Origin of the sequence: Neobacillus drentensis (assembly GCF_036965425.1) — a bacterium.
Taxonomy (GTDB): domain Bacteria; phylum Bacillota; class Bacilli; order Bacillales; family Cytobacillaceae; genus Neobacillus; species Neobacillus drentensis_F.
Genome location: NZ_JBALPP010000050.1, coordinates 22,314 through 42,016 on the forward strand (window position 1 = coordinate 22,314; position 19,703 = coordinate 42,016).

The 19,703-nt window shown below is 40.5% G+C and carries 22 protein-coding genes; 12 read left to right on the plus strand and 10 right to left on the minus strand.

Annotated elements, in window-relative coordinates; translation table 11 throughout:
• From V7161_RS14395 to V7161_RS14425, 7 genes are all read left to right on the plus strand, one after another.
• A partial coding sequence (locus V7161_RS14395; RefSeq protein WP_335713684.1) for a hypothetical protein occupies nt 1-570 on the plus strand: 570 nt, incomplete at its 5' end.
• Nucleotides 571-586: 16 nt separating this feature from the next.
• Nucleotides 587-1,474 carry an alpha/beta fold hydrolase gene (locus tag V7161_RS14400; protein WP_335713685.1) on the plus strand — a complete coding sequence of 296 codons (888 nt, stop codon included), beginning with the start codon at nt 587-589 and terminating at the stop codon, nt 1,472-1,474.
• A gap of 146 nt (nt 1,475-1,620) precedes the next feature.
• Nucleotides 1,621-2,412 carry a 2-keto-4-pentenoate hydratase gene (locus V7161_RS14405; protein ID WP_335713686.1) on the plus strand — a complete coding sequence of 264 codons (792 nt, stop codon included), beginning with the start codon at nt 1,621-1,623 and terminating at the stop codon, nt 2,410-2,412.
• Between the two features lie 13 nt (nt 2,413-2,425).
• Nucleotides 2,426-3,736, plus strand: coding sequence for an MFS transporter (locus tag V7161_RS14410; protein WP_335713687.1), 1,311 nt, complete (start codon nt 2,426-2,428; stop codon nt 3,734-3,736).
• A 118-nt stretch (nt 3,737-3,854) separates the two neighbouring features.
• Nucleotides 3,855-4,295, plus strand: a complete 441-nt coding sequence (locus V7161_RS14415) for a hypothetical protein (protein ID WP_335713688.1) — start codon at nt 3,855-3,857, stop codon at nt 4,293-4,295.
• Nucleotides 4,296-4,406: 111 nt separating this feature from the next.
• A complete protein-coding gene (locus V7161_RS14420) occupies nt 4,407-5,276 on the plus strand; it encodes an NAD-dependent epimerase/dehydratase family protein (protein WP_335713689.1) in 870 nt (289 codons plus the stop codon).
• Nucleotides 5,277-5,288: 12 nt separating this feature from the next.
• Nucleotides 5,289-5,879 carry a VanZ family protein gene (locus V7161_RS14425; RefSeq protein ID WP_335713690.1) on the plus strand — a complete coding sequence of 197 codons (591 nt, stop codon included), beginning with the start codon at nt 5,289-5,291 and terminating at the stop codon, nt 5,877-5,879.
• 55 nt (nt 5,880-5,934) lie between these two features.
• Here V7161_RS14425 and V7161_RS14430 read toward each other — a convergent pair whose 3' ends face one another.
• The gene (locus tag V7161_RS14430) at nt 5,935-6,033 is read right to left on the minus strand and encodes a YjcZ family sporulation protein (RefSeq protein WP_335713691.1); all 99 of its coding nucleotides are present in this window, start codon (nt 6,031-6,033) and stop codon (nt 5,935-5,937) included.
• Between the two features lie 105 nt (nt 6,034-6,138).
• Here V7161_RS14430 and V7161_RS14435 point away from each other — a divergent pair, with 105 nt between their 5' ends.
• Complete coding sequence (locus V7161_RS14435) at nt 6,139-6,981, plus strand: alpha/beta hydrolase (RefSeq protein ID WP_335713692.1); 843 nt, start codon at nt 6,139-6,141, stop codon at nt 6,979-6,981.
• Between the two features lie 280 nt (nt 6,982-7,261).
• Here V7161_RS14435 and V7161_RS14440 read toward each other — a convergent pair whose 3' ends face one another.
• From V7161_RS14440 to V7161_RS14455, 4 genes are read right to left on the minus strand one after another with little or no spacing between them, the layout of a single operon-like run.
• Nucleotides 7,262-8,365: an acetyl-CoA C-acyltransferase gene (locus V7161_RS14440; RefSeq protein ID WP_335713784.1), complete on the minus strand. Its 1,104-nt coding sequence runs from the start codon at nt 8,363-8,365 to the stop codon at nt 7,262-7,264.
• Nucleotides 8,361-9,833 carry an AMP-binding protein gene (locus V7161_RS14445; protein ID WP_335713693.1) on the minus strand — a complete coding sequence of 491 codons (1,473 nt, stop codon included), beginning with the start codon at nt 9,831-9,833 and terminating at the stop codon, nt 8,361-8,363. Before V7161_RS14445 ends, V7161_RS14440 begins: the two co-directional genes overlap by 5 nt.
• 33 nt (nt 9,834-9,866) lie before the next feature.
• Nucleotides 9,867-10,043, minus strand: a complete 177-nt coding sequence (locus V7161_RS14450) for a hypothetical protein (protein WP_335713694.1) — start codon at nt 10,041-10,043, stop codon at nt 9,867-9,869.
• A gap of 35 nt (nt 10,044-10,078) precedes the next feature.
• Nucleotides 10,079-10,642 (minus strand): biotin transporter BioY, encoded by a 564-nt coding sequence (locus V7161_RS14455; RefSeq protein WP_335713695.1) that lies wholly within the window; start codon nt 10,640-10,642, stop codon nt 10,079-10,081.
• A gap of 177 nt (nt 10,643-10,819) precedes the next feature.
• Here V7161_RS14455 and bioB point away from each other — a divergent pair, with 177 nt between their 5' ends.
• Nucleotides 10,820-11,833 carry a biotin synthase BioB gene (gene bioB, locus V7161_RS14460; RefSeq protein WP_335713696.1) on the plus strand — a complete coding sequence of 338 codons (1,014 nt, stop codon included), beginning with the start codon at nt 10,820-10,822 and terminating at the stop codon, nt 11,831-11,833.
• Nucleotides 11,834-11,874: 41 nt separating this feature from the next.
• Here the strand turns inward: bioB and V7161_RS14465 are convergent, their stop codons facing one another.
• The gene (locus V7161_RS14465; protein WP_335713697.1) at nt 11,875-13,161 is read right to left on the minus strand and encodes an NCS2 family permease; all 1,287 of its coding nucleotides are present in this window, start codon (nt 13,159-13,161) and stop codon (nt 11,875-11,877) included.
• A 143-nt stretch (nt 13,162-13,304) separates the two neighbouring features.
• Nucleotides 13,305-14,165, minus strand: a complete 861-nt coding sequence (locus V7161_RS14470; protein WP_335713698.1) for an AraC family transcriptional regulator — start codon at nt 14,163-14,165, stop codon at nt 13,305-13,307.
• 347 nt (nt 14,166-14,512) lie between these two features.
• Here V7161_RS14470 and V7161_RS14475 point away from each other — a divergent pair, with 347 nt between their 5' ends.
• Nucleotides 14,513-15,760 carry a cation:dicarboxylate symporter family transporter gene (locus V7161_RS14475; RefSeq protein ID WP_335713699.1) on the plus strand — a complete coding sequence of 416 codons (1,248 nt, stop codon included), beginning with the start codon at nt 14,513-14,515 and terminating at the stop codon, nt 15,758-15,760.
• Between the two features lie 118 nt (nt 15,761-15,878).
• The gene (locus tag V7161_RS14480; protein WP_335713700.1) at nt 15,879-16,889 is read left to right on the plus strand and encodes a DUF3231 family protein; all 1,011 of its coding nucleotides are present in this window, start codon (nt 15,879-15,881) and stop codon (nt 16,887-16,889) included.
• A gap of 44 nt (nt 16,890-16,933) precedes the next feature.
• On the opposite strand, the gene V7161_RS14485 is transcribed toward V7161_RS14480, so the two are convergent.
• Nucleotides 16,934-17,125: a sensor histidine kinase gene (locus tag V7161_RS14485; RefSeq protein WP_335713701.1), complete on the minus strand. Its 192-nt coding sequence runs from the start codon at nt 17,123-17,125 to the stop codon at nt 16,934-16,936.
• Between the two features lie 455 nt (nt 17,126-17,580).
• Here V7161_RS14485 and V7161_RS14490 point away from each other — a divergent pair, with 455 nt between their 5' ends.
• Nucleotides 17,581-18,282: a CAP domain-containing protein gene (locus V7161_RS14490; RefSeq protein WP_335713702.1), complete on the plus strand. Its 702-nt coding sequence runs from the start codon at nt 17,581-17,583 to the stop codon at nt 18,280-18,282.
• An 8-nt stretch (nt 18,283-18,290) separates the two neighbouring features.
• Here the strand turns inward: V7161_RS14490 and V7161_RS14495 are convergent, their stop codons facing one another.
• Together V7161_RS14495 and V7161_RS14500 are read right to left on the minus strand one after the other, a co-directional pair.
• Nucleotides 18,291-18,650, minus strand: coding sequence for a hypothetical protein (locus tag V7161_RS14495; protein WP_335713703.1), 360 nt, complete (start codon nt 18,648-18,650; stop codon nt 18,291-18,293).
• A 121-nt stretch (nt 18,651-18,771) separates the two neighbouring features.
• Nucleotides 18,772-19,590 (minus strand): GDSL-type esterase/lipase family protein, encoded by an 819-nt coding sequence (locus tag V7161_RS14500; RefSeq protein WP_335713704.1) that lies wholly within the window; start codon nt 19,588-19,590, stop codon nt 18,772-18,774.
• Nucleotides 19,591-19,703 lie beyond the last annotated feature (113 nt).

Sequence of the window (19,703 nt, forward strand, 5' to 3'; positions counted from 1 at the left end):
CCTATTGCCGTGAATACCTCTGCACCGCCGCTGCCGACGATGGACCGCTGTTTCCAGCTGGGAGAAGTTATCCGTAGTGCGATCGAATCATGGGATTCCGATAAAAAGGTTGCGATTGTTGCTTCAGGCGGATTATCTCATTGGGTGCCGATTCCAAAGATTGAGAGTGAAAAACCAGAAGATCAATTTTTGATTAATGTTTTAAAGAATGGCCGCCAGGAAATAGACCAGCTGGATGAATATTTACAATTACGGGAAACCAATGTAACTCGAATTAAATCAGGTCCAGTTAATGAGCAAATTGACCGAGAATTTTTACGCTTAGTGACAGAAAAAGATTATTCCGGTTTACGAAGCTGGAGTGCTGAATTTATTGAAGAGCATCTAGGAAATGGCGGGCAGGAAATCCGCAATTGGCTTGTCCTGCTCGGGGTGCTGCAAGGGTTTGAAGCGGCCGTGGCCTGCTATGAGCCAATTCCGGAATGGGTGACAGGCATGGCGATTGTTCAGTTCTCACAGCCAGTAAATCAAAAGTCTAGTAAATCATCAGAATATGAAGTGAATATTTAATAAGGAGCGATTTGGAATGACAATTTGGACGGATTTAGCGGATGTTGAATATAAACTCTATTATTTAGATGCCAATGGAATCAAAACAAGAGTAATGGAAGCAGGCACTGGTGAACCTCTGATTCTACTTCATGGCACTGGGGGACATATCGAGGCTTATGCTAAAAATATGAAGGGTCTTAGTGAACATTTCCGTGTTATCAACATTGATATGGTGGGACATGGCTTTACCGACAAACCAGATCGTCAGTATGGAATTGACTATTATAGTGATCATTTATTATGGGTGATTCAGGCCCTGGATTTAAAGAAAGTCTATCTTTCTGGTGAATCATTAGGAGGCTGGGTGGCCGCTTGGTTTGCGGCTGAGCATCCGGAATATGTGAAAGCGATGGTCCTGAATACTCCTGGAAATGTGAACAACAAGCCTGAAGTGATGCAAAGATTAAAAGATTCGACTTTAAAAGCCGTTCTTGAAGCAAACTATGAAAATGTAAAAACGCGGCTTGAGTGGCTAATGTATGACAAGAGCCAAGTTACAGAAGAATTAATTGACACCCGCTATAAAATTTATACCCAGCCGTCTTACCAAAAAGCGGTACACCATATCGTCTGCTTGCAGGATATCGAAGTACGAAAGCAATACAGTTGGGACCCATCATGGTGCGGCAAAATCAATGTTCCTACTTTATTGGCTTGGACTGACCATGATCCGACGTCAACCGTTGAGGAAGCTAAACCAATTCAGGACATGATTCCAAATAGCGAATTAGTTGTCATCAAAGATGCCGGACACTGGCCGCAATGGGAAAAGCCAGAAGAGTTTAACCGCATTTTAATAGACTTCCTTTTAAAAAATCAGGCGAACAATAAGGAAGAAGCTAATCTTGTAACGAATAAATAAGGCTGACCGACTTTGTTCTGACAACCAAACTGCAAATCTCGCAGTTAAAGAAAAAGCACTATTTAATTGATTCAATTGGCTTTAATAATCACTGAATCTTTGAATAGTGCTCTTTTTGTACACTTTTATAGAGAGAGGTTTTTTCAATGACTAACCATGTAGCATCTCGAGTAGAACAGGCATATAAGCATTTGCTTGAGGCAGAAGCGGAAAAGAAAATGGTTACTCCGCTTACGGATTTGTATCCGGATATGACTGTTGAGGAGGCATATCATGTCCAAATCAAAGCAATAGATGAGAAAGTCCTGGATGGACAGCAGATCGTCGGCAAAAAAATTGGCCTAACTTCATTTGCTATGCAGAAGCTTTTAGGCGTAGATCAGCCGGATTATGGACATTTATTGGATCGGATGGAAGTGGCGAATAATGGCATTATTGCACTGGATCAGCTCTTTCAGCCAAAGGTAGAAGCGGAAATTGCTTTCGTCCTTCGGAAAGATTTGCAAGGTCCATCCCTCACGATGGAGGATGTGTTAGAAGCAACAGACTATATTGTACCTGCCTTAGAAATAGTCGACAGCCGCATTATAGACTGGAGAATTAAATTGCAGGATACGATTGCGGACAATGCTTCCTGCGGTCTCTATGTTTTGGGGGATGAAAAGTTTTCGGTGGCAGATTTGGATTTAACCCAAATCGAAATGAAACTTTTTCGAAATGGAGAGTTGATGAATACAGGCTATGGCTCTGACGTTTTAGGGCACCCGGCCGCTTGTGTCGCCTGGCTGGCGAATAAATTATCAGAATATAATGTCATTTTAAAGGCCGGCGAAGTTATTTTATCTGGAGCATTATCAGCAGCTATTGCGGCTGATAAAGGAGATCGGTTCACGGCCGGTTTTACCGGTTTAGGAAAAGTGGAAGTTACATTTAAATAAAGGGGGTCCTTATATGGATCAAAAGAAAACCAATAGTGCGAAAATCTCGAAAAAAGCGTGGGTCATTATTTTACTTTTATTCTTATTAACGGTCATCAGTAATGCCGACAAGGCAATTATCGGCTTTGCCTCTGTTCCAATTATGAAGGAATTAGGACTGAATCCCGAGCAATGGGGTGTTGTCGGCAGTGTATTCTTTTTACTTTATTCTCTTTCCGCCGTCCTCGTTGGAGCACTTGCCGATAAGATTGGAACCCGAAAAGTAATCGCCGGGATGGCAGCTATTTGGGCCCTTGTTCAGTTTTCCACTGTTTTTGTTTCAAGCTTTACTTATTTATTGATTACGAGAATCATTTTAGGGGCAGGGGAAGGACCTTCCTATTCATTAGCGATGACGGCTGCATCAAAGTGGCTGCCAAAGGAAAAATTGGGTATCGGCTTAACATTAGTATCTATCGGCGGCCCTCTTGGCGTAGCGATATCGGCACCAATCTTAATGCACCTAATCTTAAACTATGGATGGCGCTCTGCCTTTATTGCAACGGGAATTGTCGGTGGAATCTGGATTGTCATGTGGTTATGGCTTGCAAAAGAGAAAGCGGTTTCACCTGTGGGACAATCTGACTCTAAAAGTGATGCTGTAGTGACAGATGCTGTTCCTGAGTCAAAATTTACTTCCGTGTTGTTTTCAAAAAATTTCATCCTAATCGCATTATGTGGATTTGCCACCTATTGGTCATTCACAATTGGACTAAACTGGCTGCCGAACTACCTTCAGAATGTTCGCAAATTAAGTCCGGACACATTAAAGATTGTTGTTTCTTTACCGTGGATCATGATCACCATTTCTCAGATTGTTTTTTCTACAGTTTCGGACCGACTTTTTCATAAAACGAAAAGTGTGGTCAAGGGGCGGGTATTTGTTTTAGGGCCAGTTATGCTGGCAGGTGCAGTTTGCTACACTTTAGGAACCTTTGCAAGCTCGAACATCATGGCGATCGTATTACTATCTTTGGGATTAACCTTTGGATGTATTACCTTAGTGCTTGGGCCAGCCATTTTGGCGGAGTTAGTTTCCAAAAAGCATCAAGGTAAAATTCAAGGTTGGTTTATGGCGTTGACTTCCTTTGGCGGGATTGTTGGACCCTATGTAACAGGTTATCTTGTTCAACATTCATCTAATCCAGCGGCAGGATTCCACCATTCCTTCCAGGTTTGTGGTTTGATTCTTCTTGTGTTCGGCGGTCTGGTTTGGCTTGCTGTAAGGCCAAAGAAATCCGAAAATGCATCACAAGGATTGATGACAGAAAAATTATCAAGTTAAGCATTTCCTTTTTAGAACCTTGATCACGAATCAAGGTTCTTTTTCGTTTATTTGAAATTGTATCAGGGTAATCTAATTAAGTGCTAAAGATTTTATTTTTTTGAGGCAGGGAAAAAATATGTTTTCATTACGAGGGGATGCGCATAAAGTTTTTCTTCGCTTGAAAAAAACAATGGATCATGGGCATTCTGTCCAAGACATGAAGGAACTTATTGAAATAGAAGAAATTCAAAAGCTATACAGGGCGCTTGATAGCAGTGCATTAAAATTAATTTTTTACCGCATGACAAAAGAAAAGAACGGTTCCGGTTTTATTCCTATCCTTGTTTCCTCGGTACCATGGTTAATGCTTTTATTTTCAAAACAATTATCGGAATATCTTTTTCATGATGGCAGTTTGCTATGGCTTGTCTTCAGTTTCCTTTATATTTTTGCTGTGGCTGCCAGCGTCATTCTTCATTTTCGTGAAAAGGCATGGGCCGCCTTTCATATGGAAATCATTAAGGATATATTAAATGAAAGAAAAGATAATGAGAGTTTGGGACATTCGTCAGTCTAATGTCTCTTTTTGTTTTTGATTTTCGAAACGATCCCTAACCCTGTTATAATTAAAGAATGAAAACGCTTTAAAGGGGCTATCGCTGAAAAAATAAGCAGGGGGAGATTCTTTGTGAAATCTGCGTTAATTCTTGGGGGAACACAGTTTGTAGGGAAAAGATTAGTCCAATTATTGTTAGATGATGGAATTGAGGTAACCATTGCGACAAGGGGAAAGACACCCGATTCCTTTGGTGATCAAGTATCGAGGTTGAAAATTAGCCGTGAGGATGCCGGTTCTTTACACAACGCTTTTCAAGGCAAGAAATGGGATGTTGTCTTTGATCAAACATGCTATTCTTCCCAGGAGGCTTCCGATACGCTGCAAGCATTATCTGGGAAAATTCAAAAATACATATTTACATCCAGCCAGGCAGTCTATGATTTTGGGATCAAGCATAAGGAAGAAAACTTTAATCCTCTAGAGTTTAACCCATTGTTAAAAACTAGAGGCGAGTATATCGGTTATGTAGGTTACCAGGAGGCAAAGCGGGCAGCCGAAGCCGTTCTTTTTCAAAATGCAGAAGTTCCCGTTGCAGCCGTCCGCTTTCCTATTATTATCGGAAAAGATGATTATACCAATCGTTTAAAATTCCATGTGGACCATGTTAAAGAGGGGAAAGCGATGCTCATCGAGAATCCAGATTTGCGCTATAGTTTTATAGATTCAAAAGAAGCGGCAACGTTTTTATTCAATATGGCAAGGTCTGATTTTCATGGAGGCATAAACCCTGGGTCCAGTGAGGATATAAGTTTAAGAGAATTGGTGACGTTAATTGAAGACCTGACTTCAACAAAGGCAATTTTACAACAGGATGGAGATCCATCACCATACAATTTGTCTGGTTCATGGTCTGTCGATACTAGTTTTGCCCGTTCACTAGGGTATAACTTTATATCATTAAATCAATTATTAAACCGATTAATCCAATACTATGAATAGGGTTATCCAAAAATGAAAAACAGGTTGCTATGGTTATCGCTAGGAATATCTCAGATTCTCTTTTTGGTTTTATTGCCGGTTTGGTTAAAACTCTTGGCCTATCTTCACCCTGTTGTTTTAGTGGTTGTATGGGCCTGCCTGACATTGGTTGTATTTTTCTTAGTTTATTTAATAGGGAAAGGGACAATAGCCGTTCCCAGTCTACTTATCAAGTCTGTCATGTTTTTGTATAGCTTGGGCTTATTCATATTGTTATTTTTCCGGCCCTCAAATCAGGAATATAACCAATTTAACTTGATTCCCTTTAGAACAATCCTAGGATTTTTTTCAGGAGATGTAAATTTCCTAGTTGCCTTCTACAATATTACCGCGAATATATTGTTATTCGTCCCTTACGGAGTTGCAGCGTACTTACTAAACAAACGTCCTGCGAAGGTGAAATTGTTTTTCCTTCCTATCATTGCCATTCTTCTTATTGAAACGGCGCAATACTTTACAAAGCGGGGAAGTATGGATATTGATGATTTTATTCTAAATGTACTCGGGGTGGGGATTGGCTATCTGCTGCATCCAATTATTCAAAAGGTTGTGGTTGTAAAATAAAAGAAGCGTGGCATTCACGCTTCCTGCTGCTTTTTTGTACAATCATTTTATTTGATTAGTACCCGAATCCTCTCATGAAACTTGTACCAACAATAATTAAGAGGATGAAAAGCACAACGATTAAAGCAAAGTTTGAGCGATGTCCGTCTGACATATGGAATCCACCTCCTTTTTTACGAGGTAGTACATCATATGCTGAACTACGTGGTTTGTAATGGACAGGCACGGATTTTTTTATAAAAAAGGAGAGATTCAATCGATGATAGAGGGGACTTTTACTGGCCATAATGGAGTGGAGCTTTATTATTGGGTTTTGAAGCCGAAGTCGATCCCAAAAGCAGCCATGATTTTAGTACATGGGCATGGTGACCATAGTGGGGGCCTGGAAAACTTAAGTACTAGATTGGTGGAAAATGATTATATTGTTTATGCCTATGATCAGCGCGGCCATGGAAAAAGTTCGGGTAAGCGAGGCTTTATTCGGACCTGGGAGGAATACAGAGCTGATTTAGATAATTTCCGCAGGATGGTAGTTTCCGAGTTTCCTACTCTGCCATTGTTTATTCTTGGCCATAGCCTTGGCGGGGTTGTAACACTTGATTATGTAATAGATCATGGTACCGATCTTGCAGGTGTTATTGCCATTGCTCCGGCGATTTCCTACGAAGCGACTAGATCGGAAAAGCTGCTGATATCTCTAATGGGGAAGCTTAAACCGGATTTTAGTATTGGAAAACCTGGGGATATTAATAGGTTAACTCGAGACCCGGATATGATCGACAAACTTAATTCTGACGGATTGCGCCATGATACGGTAACACCTGGACTAGGCCGGGGATTAATGCTGACAGTAGAGCGCTTAACAAAGGAAGCAAGCTATATAAAGCTGCCTTTTCTGCTGCAGTTTGGGCTGGAAGATGAAATAACTCCTCCCGATAAGCTGAAACAATTCTTTGGATCTGTCGCTTCCCAGAACAAACAGAAATTAGAATACCCAGCAATGCGGCACCGTCCGTTTGATGACGTAGGACGGGAACAGTTCTTGGAAGACCTTATTGCTTGGCTGGAAAGGCAAATTTCCGAGGAACATGTCGTGCTTTAATCGACTTTCAATTACCGAGAGAGTGTGTATTTTGCGATTACGGTAAATGAAAAGGCATTTCATTGCCCGAGGGAGTGAGTTTTTAGTCATTAGGGTAAATGAAAAGGCGCTTCATTGCCCGAGGGAGTGAGTTTGTAGTCATTAGGGTAAATGAAAAGGGGTTTCATTGCCCGAGGGAGTGAGTTTGTAGTCATTACGGTAAATGAAACGTCAGTTCATTGCTCGTGAGAGTACTTTTTACCTCATTGCGGGCAATGAACTGACTATCATCATTTGTATTTTATAAACCATTTTCCTGAACCGTTTCAAATAACACGGCAACTCCAATTCCGCCGCCGCTTCCGATTGCAGCGAGAACATATTTTACTCCATGTCTTCTTTGGACTTCATAGAAAAGCCTAGTGACCAAAATAGCACCAGAGGCGCCGTAGGGGTGGCCGACCGTTAACGCGCCGCCGCCCAGATTCAATTTTTCATAGGGAATGGAGAGTTCTTGTGAACAGGCAACCATTTTTGAAGCAAAAGCTTCATTGATTTCAAACAAGTCAATGTCTTCGACAGTGAGCCCATTTCTTTTTAATAATGTTTGGATTGCTGGTATGGGTGCCGCCCCTGGATAAAAGGGATGGACCCCGGCAACCTGACTGTCAACAAAGCGAAGAACGGGCATGAAGCCGCTAGAACGAGCGGTTTCCTCCTCCATTACCACCACAGCAGCCGCCCCGTCATTAATTCCACAGCTGTTGGCCGCTGTAACGGTACCATTCTCAGAAATTGGTTTGGCCCTTCTAAGCAAAGCTTCCATGTTCCTCTTTTTAAAAAACTCTTCATCATTGTTCCATTGTTCAACGGGGACGATTTCCTCCACAAAAAGTCCTCTCTCAAACGCTTCCCAGCTGCGTTCATAGCTTAGAAAGGCATATTCATCCTGGAGTTCTTTCGATATTCCATATTTTTTGGCGACCATTTCCGCCGCCTCCAGCATGTCAGGGTCTCCAATGCTGTCAGGAGAAAAGCGCGCCCTTTTTTCAAAATGGGAGGTACTGGAGCTTTCGACACCGCCAGCGATATAGCACGATCCTGCCCCGCCTTGAATGAAATAACAGGCTAGCCGGATGGCCTCAAGTCCAGCGCTGCATTGTCGGTCGAGCATCAAACCTGGGATTGAAAGAGGAAGACCTGCTTCCAGCGCAGATAACCGGCCGATATTTCCTCCAGGCCCCGTTACATTTCCTAATATCACGTCATCAATGTTTTCACCAAGTCCGACAGCTAAATGGCTGAGGACTGGAGCCGCCAATTCCTGTAGTTCGAGGCGATGCAGCATCCCATTCTTTTTTCCAACAGGTGTTCGTTTCGCACGGACAATGACTGCTCGTTTAATGGCTCGTCACCCCGCTTTCGATTAATTCCTTCACTTCCGGGCGGGCAATTTTTCCGCTGGTTGTATGCGGCATTTCTTCGATGAAAAACCATTTCCGCGGGATTTTATAGGATGATAAATGCTGCTTGCATAATTTTTTTAAGTCCATAATCGTTGCGTTACCTTTTACGACTGCGGCGGCAATTTGCCCCCAATATGAGTCTTGGATGCCGATAACGGCTACTTCTTCGACAGAAGGATGCAACCCAATTACCTTTTCAATTTCTTCTGGAAAAATATTAATTGCTCCGTATAAAATCATATTTTTTTCACGGCCCGAGATGTAAAGGTAGCCGTCTTCATCTAGATACCCCATATCGTCAACCGTAATCCAGCCATTTTCGTCGTGGATCGGCCGAATGCGTTGATGATCGGATGTCTCCTCTGTTTGGAGATACCCAATGAAAAGCATGTTACTTTTTACAAAAATTTTCCCCGGTTCGTTTGGTTTAGCGGTCTCCATGTTCGGGCGGCGAATTTGGATTTGGACATTATGACAGGGCTTGCCGACGGAGCCAGGTTTTCTATCATTATCATTTAATACGGTAACAAAGCTTAATTCGCTGGCTCCATAAAATTCGTACATGGAGAGAGACGGGAACATCTGCTGGATTCGCTGCTTGGAATTCTCTTCCCATTTTGCACCAGAGGAGAGGAATTTAATGTGTTTTTCAATGCGACGCTCTTCTTTTAAAAAGGCAGCGACCATGGTTGGTACGACATAGACAGCTGTAATAGGCTGCGATTTCATTAATTCTAAGGAAATGCTAGAAGAAAATTTTTCGAGTAGATAGACTGTTCCTCCTATAAATAAGGTGCTAATGGCGCCATAGAGGAAATGGGAATGGATCAATGCCCCAGGCACGATTACATGATCATTTTCATTGAGCTGAAAATCATATTGGCTGCAATCGAAGCTTGCCACCCATGAGTCATGTGCCCGAATAAAGGCTTTTGGATTCCCGGTTGTCCCAGATGTAAATCCCATATAAAACGGGGTCTTTCCGTCTATCTCTATGGCTCTGCTTGAGGCAGCGTTTGTGACTGCTGAAAGAACATTCTCCCATATGAGGATGTGTACAGGGAGATGCTGGACTTTTGAATAAAACTCACCTGTTGTGATAAGGATGGATGGCCGAGCTAATGTTAGCCGTTGTTGCAGCTCGGTCTCGGTCCATTTCAAATCAAAGAGAACGGCAGTCCAGCCGGCAGTGGCTGCCCCAGCAAAAAGCTGCAGGAAGGGGATTCCGTTCGGAAGTAAGATTCCTATTGTTCGATGTTCAAGATTAAGAGAATCCAGCCAGTTTGCCGTTTTGCACACCATCTTGTGCCAGGTGTGATAGTTTATTTGTTTATTGTTAGTTTGAATAGCGATTTTTTCAGGGTAGGATTGAGCATGGTTTATGTATGATTCCGTAATGGATCCCATATTTATCACCTCTTTTTACATACTAACATAAGTTTAGGTAAAGTTATTATCGGATAGCGTGAGCCAATCAGCGGATAAGTGGAGCCAATTAGCGGATAACGCACTCCAATTAGCGAAAAGCAAATCAATTGGCGGATAGCGTCCTCCAATCAGCGGATAACGTAATCCAATCAGCGAGAAGCAAATCAATTGGCGGATAGCATACTCCAATCAGCGGAAAACCATCACCAAAAAAAGAAGACACATTAAAGTGTCTCTACATTTTTATGCAAATTGCGTTTTATAGCAGGAGATTTAACTAGTCTATAAACTAAATAAGAAGCAAGTATTGCTTTTAAAATATCTCCAGGAATATAGGCCATGCTTGTTAAGATGGCTTTTTCAATCGGAATATCCATTACAAAAGCCTGAACCGGAATACCGATGAGGTAAAGCAGGAAAATGCCCACTGTTAAATTGACAAGTAAAATATTTCGCAATTTCAATTTACTAAATCGAGTAATTAGGTAACCTACACAAAAAGCGGCTAAAGGATAGGCGAATAGGTAACCGGCACTTGGTCCAACGAAAACAGCAATTCCTCCCCGGCCTCCTGACAATAGTGGTGCCCCAGCTGCAACAACCAATAAAAATACCGTCATGCTTAAGGCGCCGAGCCGTGGCCCTAAAACGCCGCCGGCTAGTAGAACGCCTAAGGTTTGAATCGTAATCGGAACCGGTGTGAACGAAAGCATAATTGGCGGAATAAACCCCAATACTCCCATAAATGCCGCAAGCAGAGCAACGTATGTAATATCTAAAATTTTCATAATTCATCCCCACTTTTTTATTTGTATATTAATGATTTTAAAAGCATCGATAAATTTATGTCAACTACTTTTTAATTTGGTTAACAAATAATACTTGATTAGAAGATTAAATGTTTTATAATTTTATATGTAAACTAAAAGTTTAAAATGGTTAACAAATAATAACGAGGTGATCAAGTGGAGTGGCTAAAGCTGGCACGGAGAGTAATCGAAGGGTATTCATTAACGAAAGAAGAAGCTAAGGAGATTTTGGCAGTAAATGATGACGAAGTCTTGGCACTTGTCCATGCTGCCTATGAGATTCGCAGACATTTTTATGGGAAAAAAGTAAAACTGAATTTGATTATTAATGCGAAAAGCGGGCTTTGCCCGGAGGACTGCGGCTACTGTTCCCAATCGATTAAAGCAAAAACAGAAATTGACCGTTACACGTTAATCAGCAAACAAACGATAGTCGAAGGGGCAAAAGAAGCGAAAAAGAACAGAATCGGTACATATTGTATTGTCATGAGCGGGAGAAGACCCACCAACAATGAAGTCGATACAGTGATTACAGCTGTCGAACAAATCAAACAAGAGGTAGAACAAATTAAAGTATGCGCCTGTTTGGGGCTGGTGACTGAAGATCAGGCGGTAAAGCTGAAAGCGGCAGGTGTCGACCGCTTTAATCACAACATCAATACTAGTGCCAATCATCATGCCAATATTACGACTACCCACGATTATGATGATCGAATCCATACGATTGAAAACTTGAAAAAAGCAGGGATTTCACCATGCTCTGGTGTGATTTGCGGCATGGGTGAAACGGATGATGATATTGTCGAAATGGCATTTGCACTTAAAGAGCTTGATGCAGATTCCATCCCGGTTAATTTCCTGCATCCGATAAAAGGAACAAAGCTAGAGGATTTGGATGATTTAACGCCAATTCGGTGCCTGAAAATCCTGGCCCTTTTCCGATTTGTGAATCCAACTAAAGAAATTCGGATTTCTGGGGGACGGGAATTCAATTTACGCTCCTTACAGAACTTGGGGCTGTTTATTGCGAACTCCATCTTCGTGGGTGATTATCTCACAACCGATGGGCAAGCGGCAAAGGAAGATTACCAGTTGATTGAAGACCTTGGATTCGAAATTGAAGAAAATCCGTTTGAAACCGAAAGCCAACACTTTAAAATACAAGTATAAAAATAGCAAAAAGGAGCCAAACGGCTCCTTTTTGCGCTTAATTAAACTGTGTGCAACAGGAAATTGGTCAAAAACAGCATCGAAATAATATAAATCGAGAGAGAAAGCTGCTTTTGTTTGTTTGTAAAAAGCTTAACCAATGGGTAAGCGATAAATCCAAATGCAATACCATCGACAATACTGTAGGTTAACGGGATCATGATAATAACAAGAAATGCCGGAAACGCTTCGGTAAAGTCGGTAAAATCGATATTTACAATATTTGTCAGCATCAATCCTCCAATGATGATGAGGATTGGTGCGATTGCCGAACTTGGTACGAGTTTGATAAAAGGCATGAAGAAAAGTGATGATAAAATGAGTAAACCTGTTACAACAGAGGTTAACCCCGTTCTTCCGCCAGCCGTGATTCCCGCTGCTGTTTCCACCGTGGAAACAGATGGACTTGTGCCTAATAATCCACAAACAATTGTAGAAATTGAAATGGCTTTAAGTGATTTTTCATTCTTTTCCGGTGCTTCAAGCATTCCGTTCACCTGCGAATGAAGCAGACCGATATTTTCAAAAACGAGAACTAAAACCAGTGAAAAGGCAGCCGTCCAAAACGGAATGGTGGCCATATTTCCAAAGTCTGCGCTTAATAAAACATTTTTATAGTCTGCGAAGGAAATAAAGCTGGTATCCATTTTCGAAAAATGAACGATACCAAAAAAGTAGGAAATGATAGTCCCCAAAATAATACTGATTAAGAAATTCCCCGGTACTTTTTTCAAAAATAAAAATAACGTGATAATCAGATTAATGATCGATGCCAGAACCATCGGGGCAGATAAATTCCCCATAGCAACGAAGTTAGTGGGGTTCCCCACAATAATTCCGCTTTTTTGCAAGCCTATAAAGGCAATGAATAAGCCAATTCCCACTGAAATCGATTCTTTTAAGGACGAAGGTATCGCCTTAGACAAAATCGTTGATAATTTTGTAAAGGCTACAATCACAAAAAGGATTCCAGATACGACAACGGCTCCTAACGCTTCCATATAATTCAGCCCCATCGAACCCACTATGGTATAGGTGAATAAGGCATTAATGCCCATTCCAGGGACGATGATCAATGGTGCATTGGCCATAAAGGCGACAAGTAAACAGCCAATCAGCGAAGAAAGTACGGTTGCGATAATCCCAGCTTCAAGTGGTATTCCGGCATCCTGAAGGATATTTCCATTCACGGCTATAATGTAGACAATGGAAAAAAACGATGTTAACCCTGCTATAACCTCCTTTTTCAAATTTGTTTTGTTCTGCTTAAGTTTGAAAACTCCTCTCATATTTTAATCACACACTCTCGTGTTGCCCTCTCCCACCCGCATTAAGTAAATAATTTATATTCAACTTATGCCGAAAAATATTATAACACAGAAAATGGGAGTGACAACGTATAGAGAAATGGCAATATTTTCGTTTTGCAAATTTATTTTAACGGAATCCAAATTTCCGAATAATAACTAAGGCTCCAAGGGTCTCCAGCAGGATAAACTTCTAAGTCAGGTGTACCTGCATGCTTATAATGACTGGATGGAAACCATTCTGAAAAAATTTGTTTCCACGCTTTCTGCATCGCTTCTGGCATGGCCCCGTGCACTTCAAATACTCCCCATTTGGAAGCAGGTATTTCAAGCTGCATCAATTCTGCTGGAGTGTCACCGGAAAATTCAGCAGCAATCCAGTAATCCATTAATTCGGGCTGTTCGCCGCGCTTATCGACGCATACCCCAAGAACACCTTTAATTTCCCCATGATTCAAATTAAATAATAAATCATTTGTTCCATCTCGATGTACATCTCCCCACATTTTCGGGATTCCTTCTAAATTCTCTCCATTTTGGCAGGAAAACTCTCGTTTAACTCCGACCACTTGAAATCCATCTCTTTCAATAATTTTGTAGTTCATAGGTTCGACTCCTTTCAGATTTACCTGGATGGCCAGGCGGTTATAAGATTTCAGTTTTCCACTATAATTTCTTGCCTGACTTGGTGTGATGCCGTGCTGACGGCGAAAGGCTTTAGCAAAGGCCTCAGGAGTGTCGTAACCATATTTAAGGGCGATATCAATGATCTTGCTGCTTGAATGGGATAGCTCCTGTGCAGCAAGTGTTAACCGTCGCCGTCTTATATAGTCTCCTACTGTAATATCGGTTAAGATGGCAAAAGTACGCTGAAAGTGAAATTCTGAGACATTTGCCTGTTTAGCAATGCTTTCAATTGAAATAGGTTCTAATAAATTTTCTTCGATATAATTAATGGCCCTTTGCAGTGATTCGACCCAACCCATATCGCTCACTCCTTGAGTGTATATTAACAGCCATCCAAATGGACTTCCTGTCAATTTTTGCTTTGTTTGAACAGGTTTCCTAGTTATTCCATTGTTGACGGTTTATGCTTGAATGTCCAATGAATCGAACCTAGAAGAAAGTAATGGTAAAAATATCTCTTCCTCAATAATGAATTTCATGCTATTCTAAAAAAATGATTTTTAAAAATCAAACAGTTATCAAGTAAGCGCTATCCTTGGTATATATAGTTATTTTGAATGTTGAGCTGTGGAATATATCTCTACATATTAATTTTTATATAGTAAAAAATAACTAACAATTTAGCTGTTGAAGAGGAGGAATTGTATTGAAGAGAATTAGTTTAGCGTGGCAAATATTCATTGGTCTGGCACTTGGTATTATTGTCGGAGCAATTTTTTATGGAAACGAAGGGGTAGTAACTTGGCTTCAGCCTATCGGAACGATATTTATTCGACTAATTAAGATGATTGTTGTGCCGATTGTGGTTTCAAGTCTAATCGTTGGGGTTGCCGGCGCGGGTGATATGAAATCGCTGGGGAAGCTTGGAGGTAAGACCCTTCTTTATTTCGAAATCATTACGACAATTGCTATTTTTGTGGGCCTTCTTGCGGCTAATGTGTTCCAGCCTGGGTCTGGGGTTGACCGCTCCCACTTAACGAAAACTGATATTAATACTTATGTTCAAACTGCGGAACAAACAGAGTCACATTCAATGGCTGATACCTTTATCAATATTGTACCGACCAATATTATCCAATCATTAGCAAATGGAGATATGCTTGCGATCATTTTCTTTTCCGTCATGTTCGGAATTGGTATAGCGGCTATTGGGGAAAAAGGGGAGCCTATCCTCAAGTTCTTTAGAGGAACAGCTGATGCGATGTTCTATGTCACGAATCAAATCATGAAACTGGCTCCACTTGGTGTTTTTGCCTTAATTGGTGTTACCGTTTCAAAGTTTGGAATTACTTCATTGATTCCATTAGGTAAATTAGTACTCGTTGTTTATGGAGCTATGATTTTCTTTATTTTAGTTGTTCTTGGTTTAGTAGCAAAAATTGCTGGTTACAGTATTTTTAAACTAATTCGTTACTTGAAAGACGAACTTATTCTGGGGTACTCTACAGCAAGTTCAGAAACCGTTCTCCCAAGAATCATGGAAAAAATGGAGAGAATCGGTTGTCCAAAAGCAATTACCTCATTTGTCATTCCTACGGGATATTCTTTTAATCTTGATGGGTCAACGTTATATCAAGCGATTGCGGCGTTGTTCATTGCCCAAATGTATGGTATTCATATGAGCATAGGACACCAAATTACATTAGTACTTGTATTGATGTTAACTTCAAAAGGAATTGCCGGAGTTCCTGGCGTATCATTTGTCGTCCTCCTTGCTACTCTGGGAAGTGTTGGAATCCCAGTTGAAGGACTGGCGTTTATTGCGGGAATTGACCGAATTTTGGATATGGCACGTACATGCGTCAATATTGTTGGAAACTCCCTTGCTGCCATTGTCATTACCAAATGGGAAGGCCATAAACTTCATGATGATAAAATAGAGAATATAGCATAATAACATGAAACGACACTTTCGCAGTAAGCGGGAGTGTTTTTTTTATTTGCGCTATATTTTTTCATTTATAAAAATGCCTTACTTAGGGAAATTTATTCAAAAAAGGGGAGATGAATGAATGAGTACCAATCGCCACCCGCGTCTTACAGCCTCTGAGCTTGCAACCTTATGGAATACTTATATGGCTGACACGATGGGCAAATGCATGCTCCTCCACTTTAAAAATACCGTCGAAGATAAAAAAACGGAAAAAATTATCGATTTCGGTTTGAAAATTGCAGAAAATCACCTTGAATCACTCACTGAGTTATTTCAAAAAGAGGAAATTGCTATACCTCAAGGCTTTGGCGAACACGACATACATAAAAATGCCCCAAGATTGTTTTCCGATGAATTTTACTTGCGGTATCTAGAGCATATGGGCCGAACAGGCTTGAGCACTTATTCATTAGCGAAAGCCATTGCTTCAAGAAAGGACATTCGTGAATTTTATAAACTGTGGTACAGCCAAACAGAAACGATGTATGATTTAGCGGTTGATTTATCTCTGGAATATGGTTTCTATGTAAGGTCGCCCTATTTGGATTATCCGCATGAGGTTTTATTCGTGGAGGACAATGATTTTTTAGGACAATTTTTGGGCAAGAAGCGCCCCTTGTTAGCGATTGAAATTGCCCATTTAGGGACCAATATCGAAGTTTGCCATGTAGGCCAAACCGTGTTATTGGGATTTAGCCAAGTGGCTAAGTCACAAGAGTTAAGGACCTTCCTGCAACGGGGGTCTAAGATTGGGAAAAAACAGATCAAAACCTTTTTTGAAATTTTACAAGACAGCAATACTTCCTATCCATCTACTTGGGATTCCTTAATCACCGGATCGATTGAACCGCCATTTTCCGATAAATTAATGCTGTTTCAAGCCAATCTTTTAAGTGCTATTGCCATTGCTGATTTTGGGACCGCTATTGGTGGAAGTGTTAGAAAAGACATTGGGCTAGAATATGCAAAATTAATCGCTGAATTAGCCAGTTATGCAGAAGATGGAGCCAAAATGATGATCAAAGAAAGGTGGCTGGAAAAGCCGCCTCAAGTTCACGATCGAGATAAATTAATTAACCGTTCGGATTAATATCAACTGAAGAGGCCGTCAGCCATAACAACCTTTTCAGTTGATTATACAATCGGCAGACAAATTGTCACAGCCGTTCCCTCTCCAAGTTTACTTTCGACTTGCAGCCCGTATTTCGCACCAAAGTGAAGACGAATCCGATCATGGACATTTTTAATGCCAATATTTTTGCCGCCCAGGGTATGTTCGTCCTCCAGAAGACGTTTTTGGAGAGTTAATAGAGTTTGATCGTCCATGCCTGAGCCATTATCGATTACTTTAGGAAGAAAAGGTAGCCGTTGCGAAGGAGATTGCTCATAAATAACTTTAAAGTTGCTCTACGTGCTCGAAATGGAGATGGAGCAGGGGTTCGGTCACGTTGCCGGGTTCTAGGTGACCAAAAAGGTGGAAAAGAGGAGGCTCTGGTCACATAGCCGTGTTCTAACAAACTAGCACAGTCACCTTCCTGTAAGCATAGATATTTTTCTGAAATGTTTGTCATAAACACCCGCTATATTAAAGGCTGTCAACCCTCATTTTTACTATAATTTCTGGGAGTTTTTCAAATAATTAATAGAGTACCCATTTAAAAAAGCTTTAGGAATAGTTTATGATGAAAAACTGTAAAATCCTTCCTAAAATATGACAAAAAACGCATGTTATGATGAGTTTGCTAATGAACGGCAATTTTTCATAACAGGAGGATTTTATCATGTTTAAGAAAAAAGCAATTCTAACAGTGGCTGCAGCGGCGGCATTAGCTTTAGCCAATCCAGTACTAAATAAGGCACACGCAGCCTCAAATACCGCAACAACACAAGAGGCGGTACATGTTTTTCAAGGCTCCAATATGAACGAGATTAATAGCATAATAGAAAAATATCTTGCCAGCTTTGGAATCACATTAACTCAAAAACAGCAGGTTCAGGCACCAAGCAATCAAACGGTGCAAGCTCAGCAGTCTACCCAGACACCGGCACCGAAATCAGTAAAGCAGCAGACAACACCAACAACTACAAATCAAACAACCAGCACCTTAAGTGCATATGAACAAAAAGTCGTTGATCTTACTAACCAAGAACGGGCAAAAAACGGTTTGCCTGCGCTTAAGGTTGATTTGACGCTTAGCAAAATGGCTCATGAAAAATCACGCGATATGTCTGCTAATGGTTATTTCAGCCATACGAGCCCGACATATGGTTCACCATTTGATATGATGAAAAAATACGGTATTACCTACCGTTATGCAGGTGAAAACATTGCTATGGGCCAACGCACTCCAGAGGAAGTTGTGAATGCCTGGATGAATAGTGAAGGACACCGAAAAAATATTTTAAGTCCAAACTACAACTATATTGGTGTAGGTTATGTGTCACAAGGGAATTACTGGACACAGGAGTTTATTGGAAAATAAAAAACAGCCTAAGTGGCTGTTTCGGGTTGCCGGCTATGCCGGCAGCCAATTTTTTTTAATATATAACAGGATCCATCTTCCGCAAAATATAAATATTTCCCTTTTAAAATATTAAAATCTACATTTTCTTTGTCGTAAATTAGTTTTGTAACCTTGTGAAATTGATTCACTAGTTCGTAATCAGGGTTGAAAATGATATCTTGGATTTTATTCGATATCACAAATCCTTTTGGGTTACACTTTCTCTCATGCTTTAATTCTGCAAACCATTCCCCATTCAAAAGTACGGTATTTGCAATGGTTTTTGTCTTTCTATTTTGAATCGACCATACCTTTCGACAATTACACCGATGTATTTTGCATTTCATGATGAAACCCACCTTTAATCTTTTCCGTTTTAAAGCAGGTGAATGCAATGTAATACATTATATGCTCCAATTCGTGAAGTAAGAATATTAAAAAAAACCAAAGGAATTATTTCCTTCGGTTTTATACCGGTTCTTTCCGATATTGGTGCTTAAACTGATCAATCATAAGCTCCGATATGGCCGTATAGCCAGCTGAATTGGGGTGAACTCCATCAGGTGATAAATTTTGCTGCTTTTCCCCGTTAATAGCCTGAGTCGTCTCCACCACCATGGATGATGAATAATGACTAGCTACCTGATAAATTTGCAGATTCCATTTTGGAAGCAATTTGTCCGCCAAAGAATACATATCGTTATCAGGAGACAAAGGATTATACAATTCTAAAAAGACGATTGTAGCGTCAGGATTCAGCATGTGAATTCTATCAGCAATGCCAGACAAATTTTTCGAAAAAGAGGTTTGTAATTGACTAAACGATTGGAAGACGTTTTGGAAGTTTTGCTCTTTTGCCATCCTAAGAACGTCATTTCCGCCAACATTAATCGTCACAATGTTAGCTTTTTTGATTTCTTCATCAAACCGGCCTTCTTGAACAATTGCAACTAATTCCCCGCTTGTAATCCCATTTATACCTTCATTTTGAAAGACAATTGGCTTTTGAATTTGCTTTTCCAACTTGCTAGAGAATTGCGAAACGAGATTTTCATTCTCCCTAGCTCCCACTCCGCGAATGATAGAATCGCCAAGAGCAAGATGATTTATTTGAGAAGCGTTAGAATCCCGAAAGTAATCTAAATAAGAAACAGTAGCATAATCTTTGCTAGCTTCAACGGTTTGCTTTTTCATTTTATGAATTTGATATTGCGGGTAATAAAGCCATGCCCCGACCCCAACACCAATAAAAAGTATAAATATCAAAAGGTATTTGATTATTTTCAAAAAAATCACTCCTTGAATATACCATTATATCAAGAATCACTTTAAAAATACCTAGTTGTTGGTTTCCAATTAAGGGTCTGCGTGTGATAGACTTAGATTACCAAAATTTATGA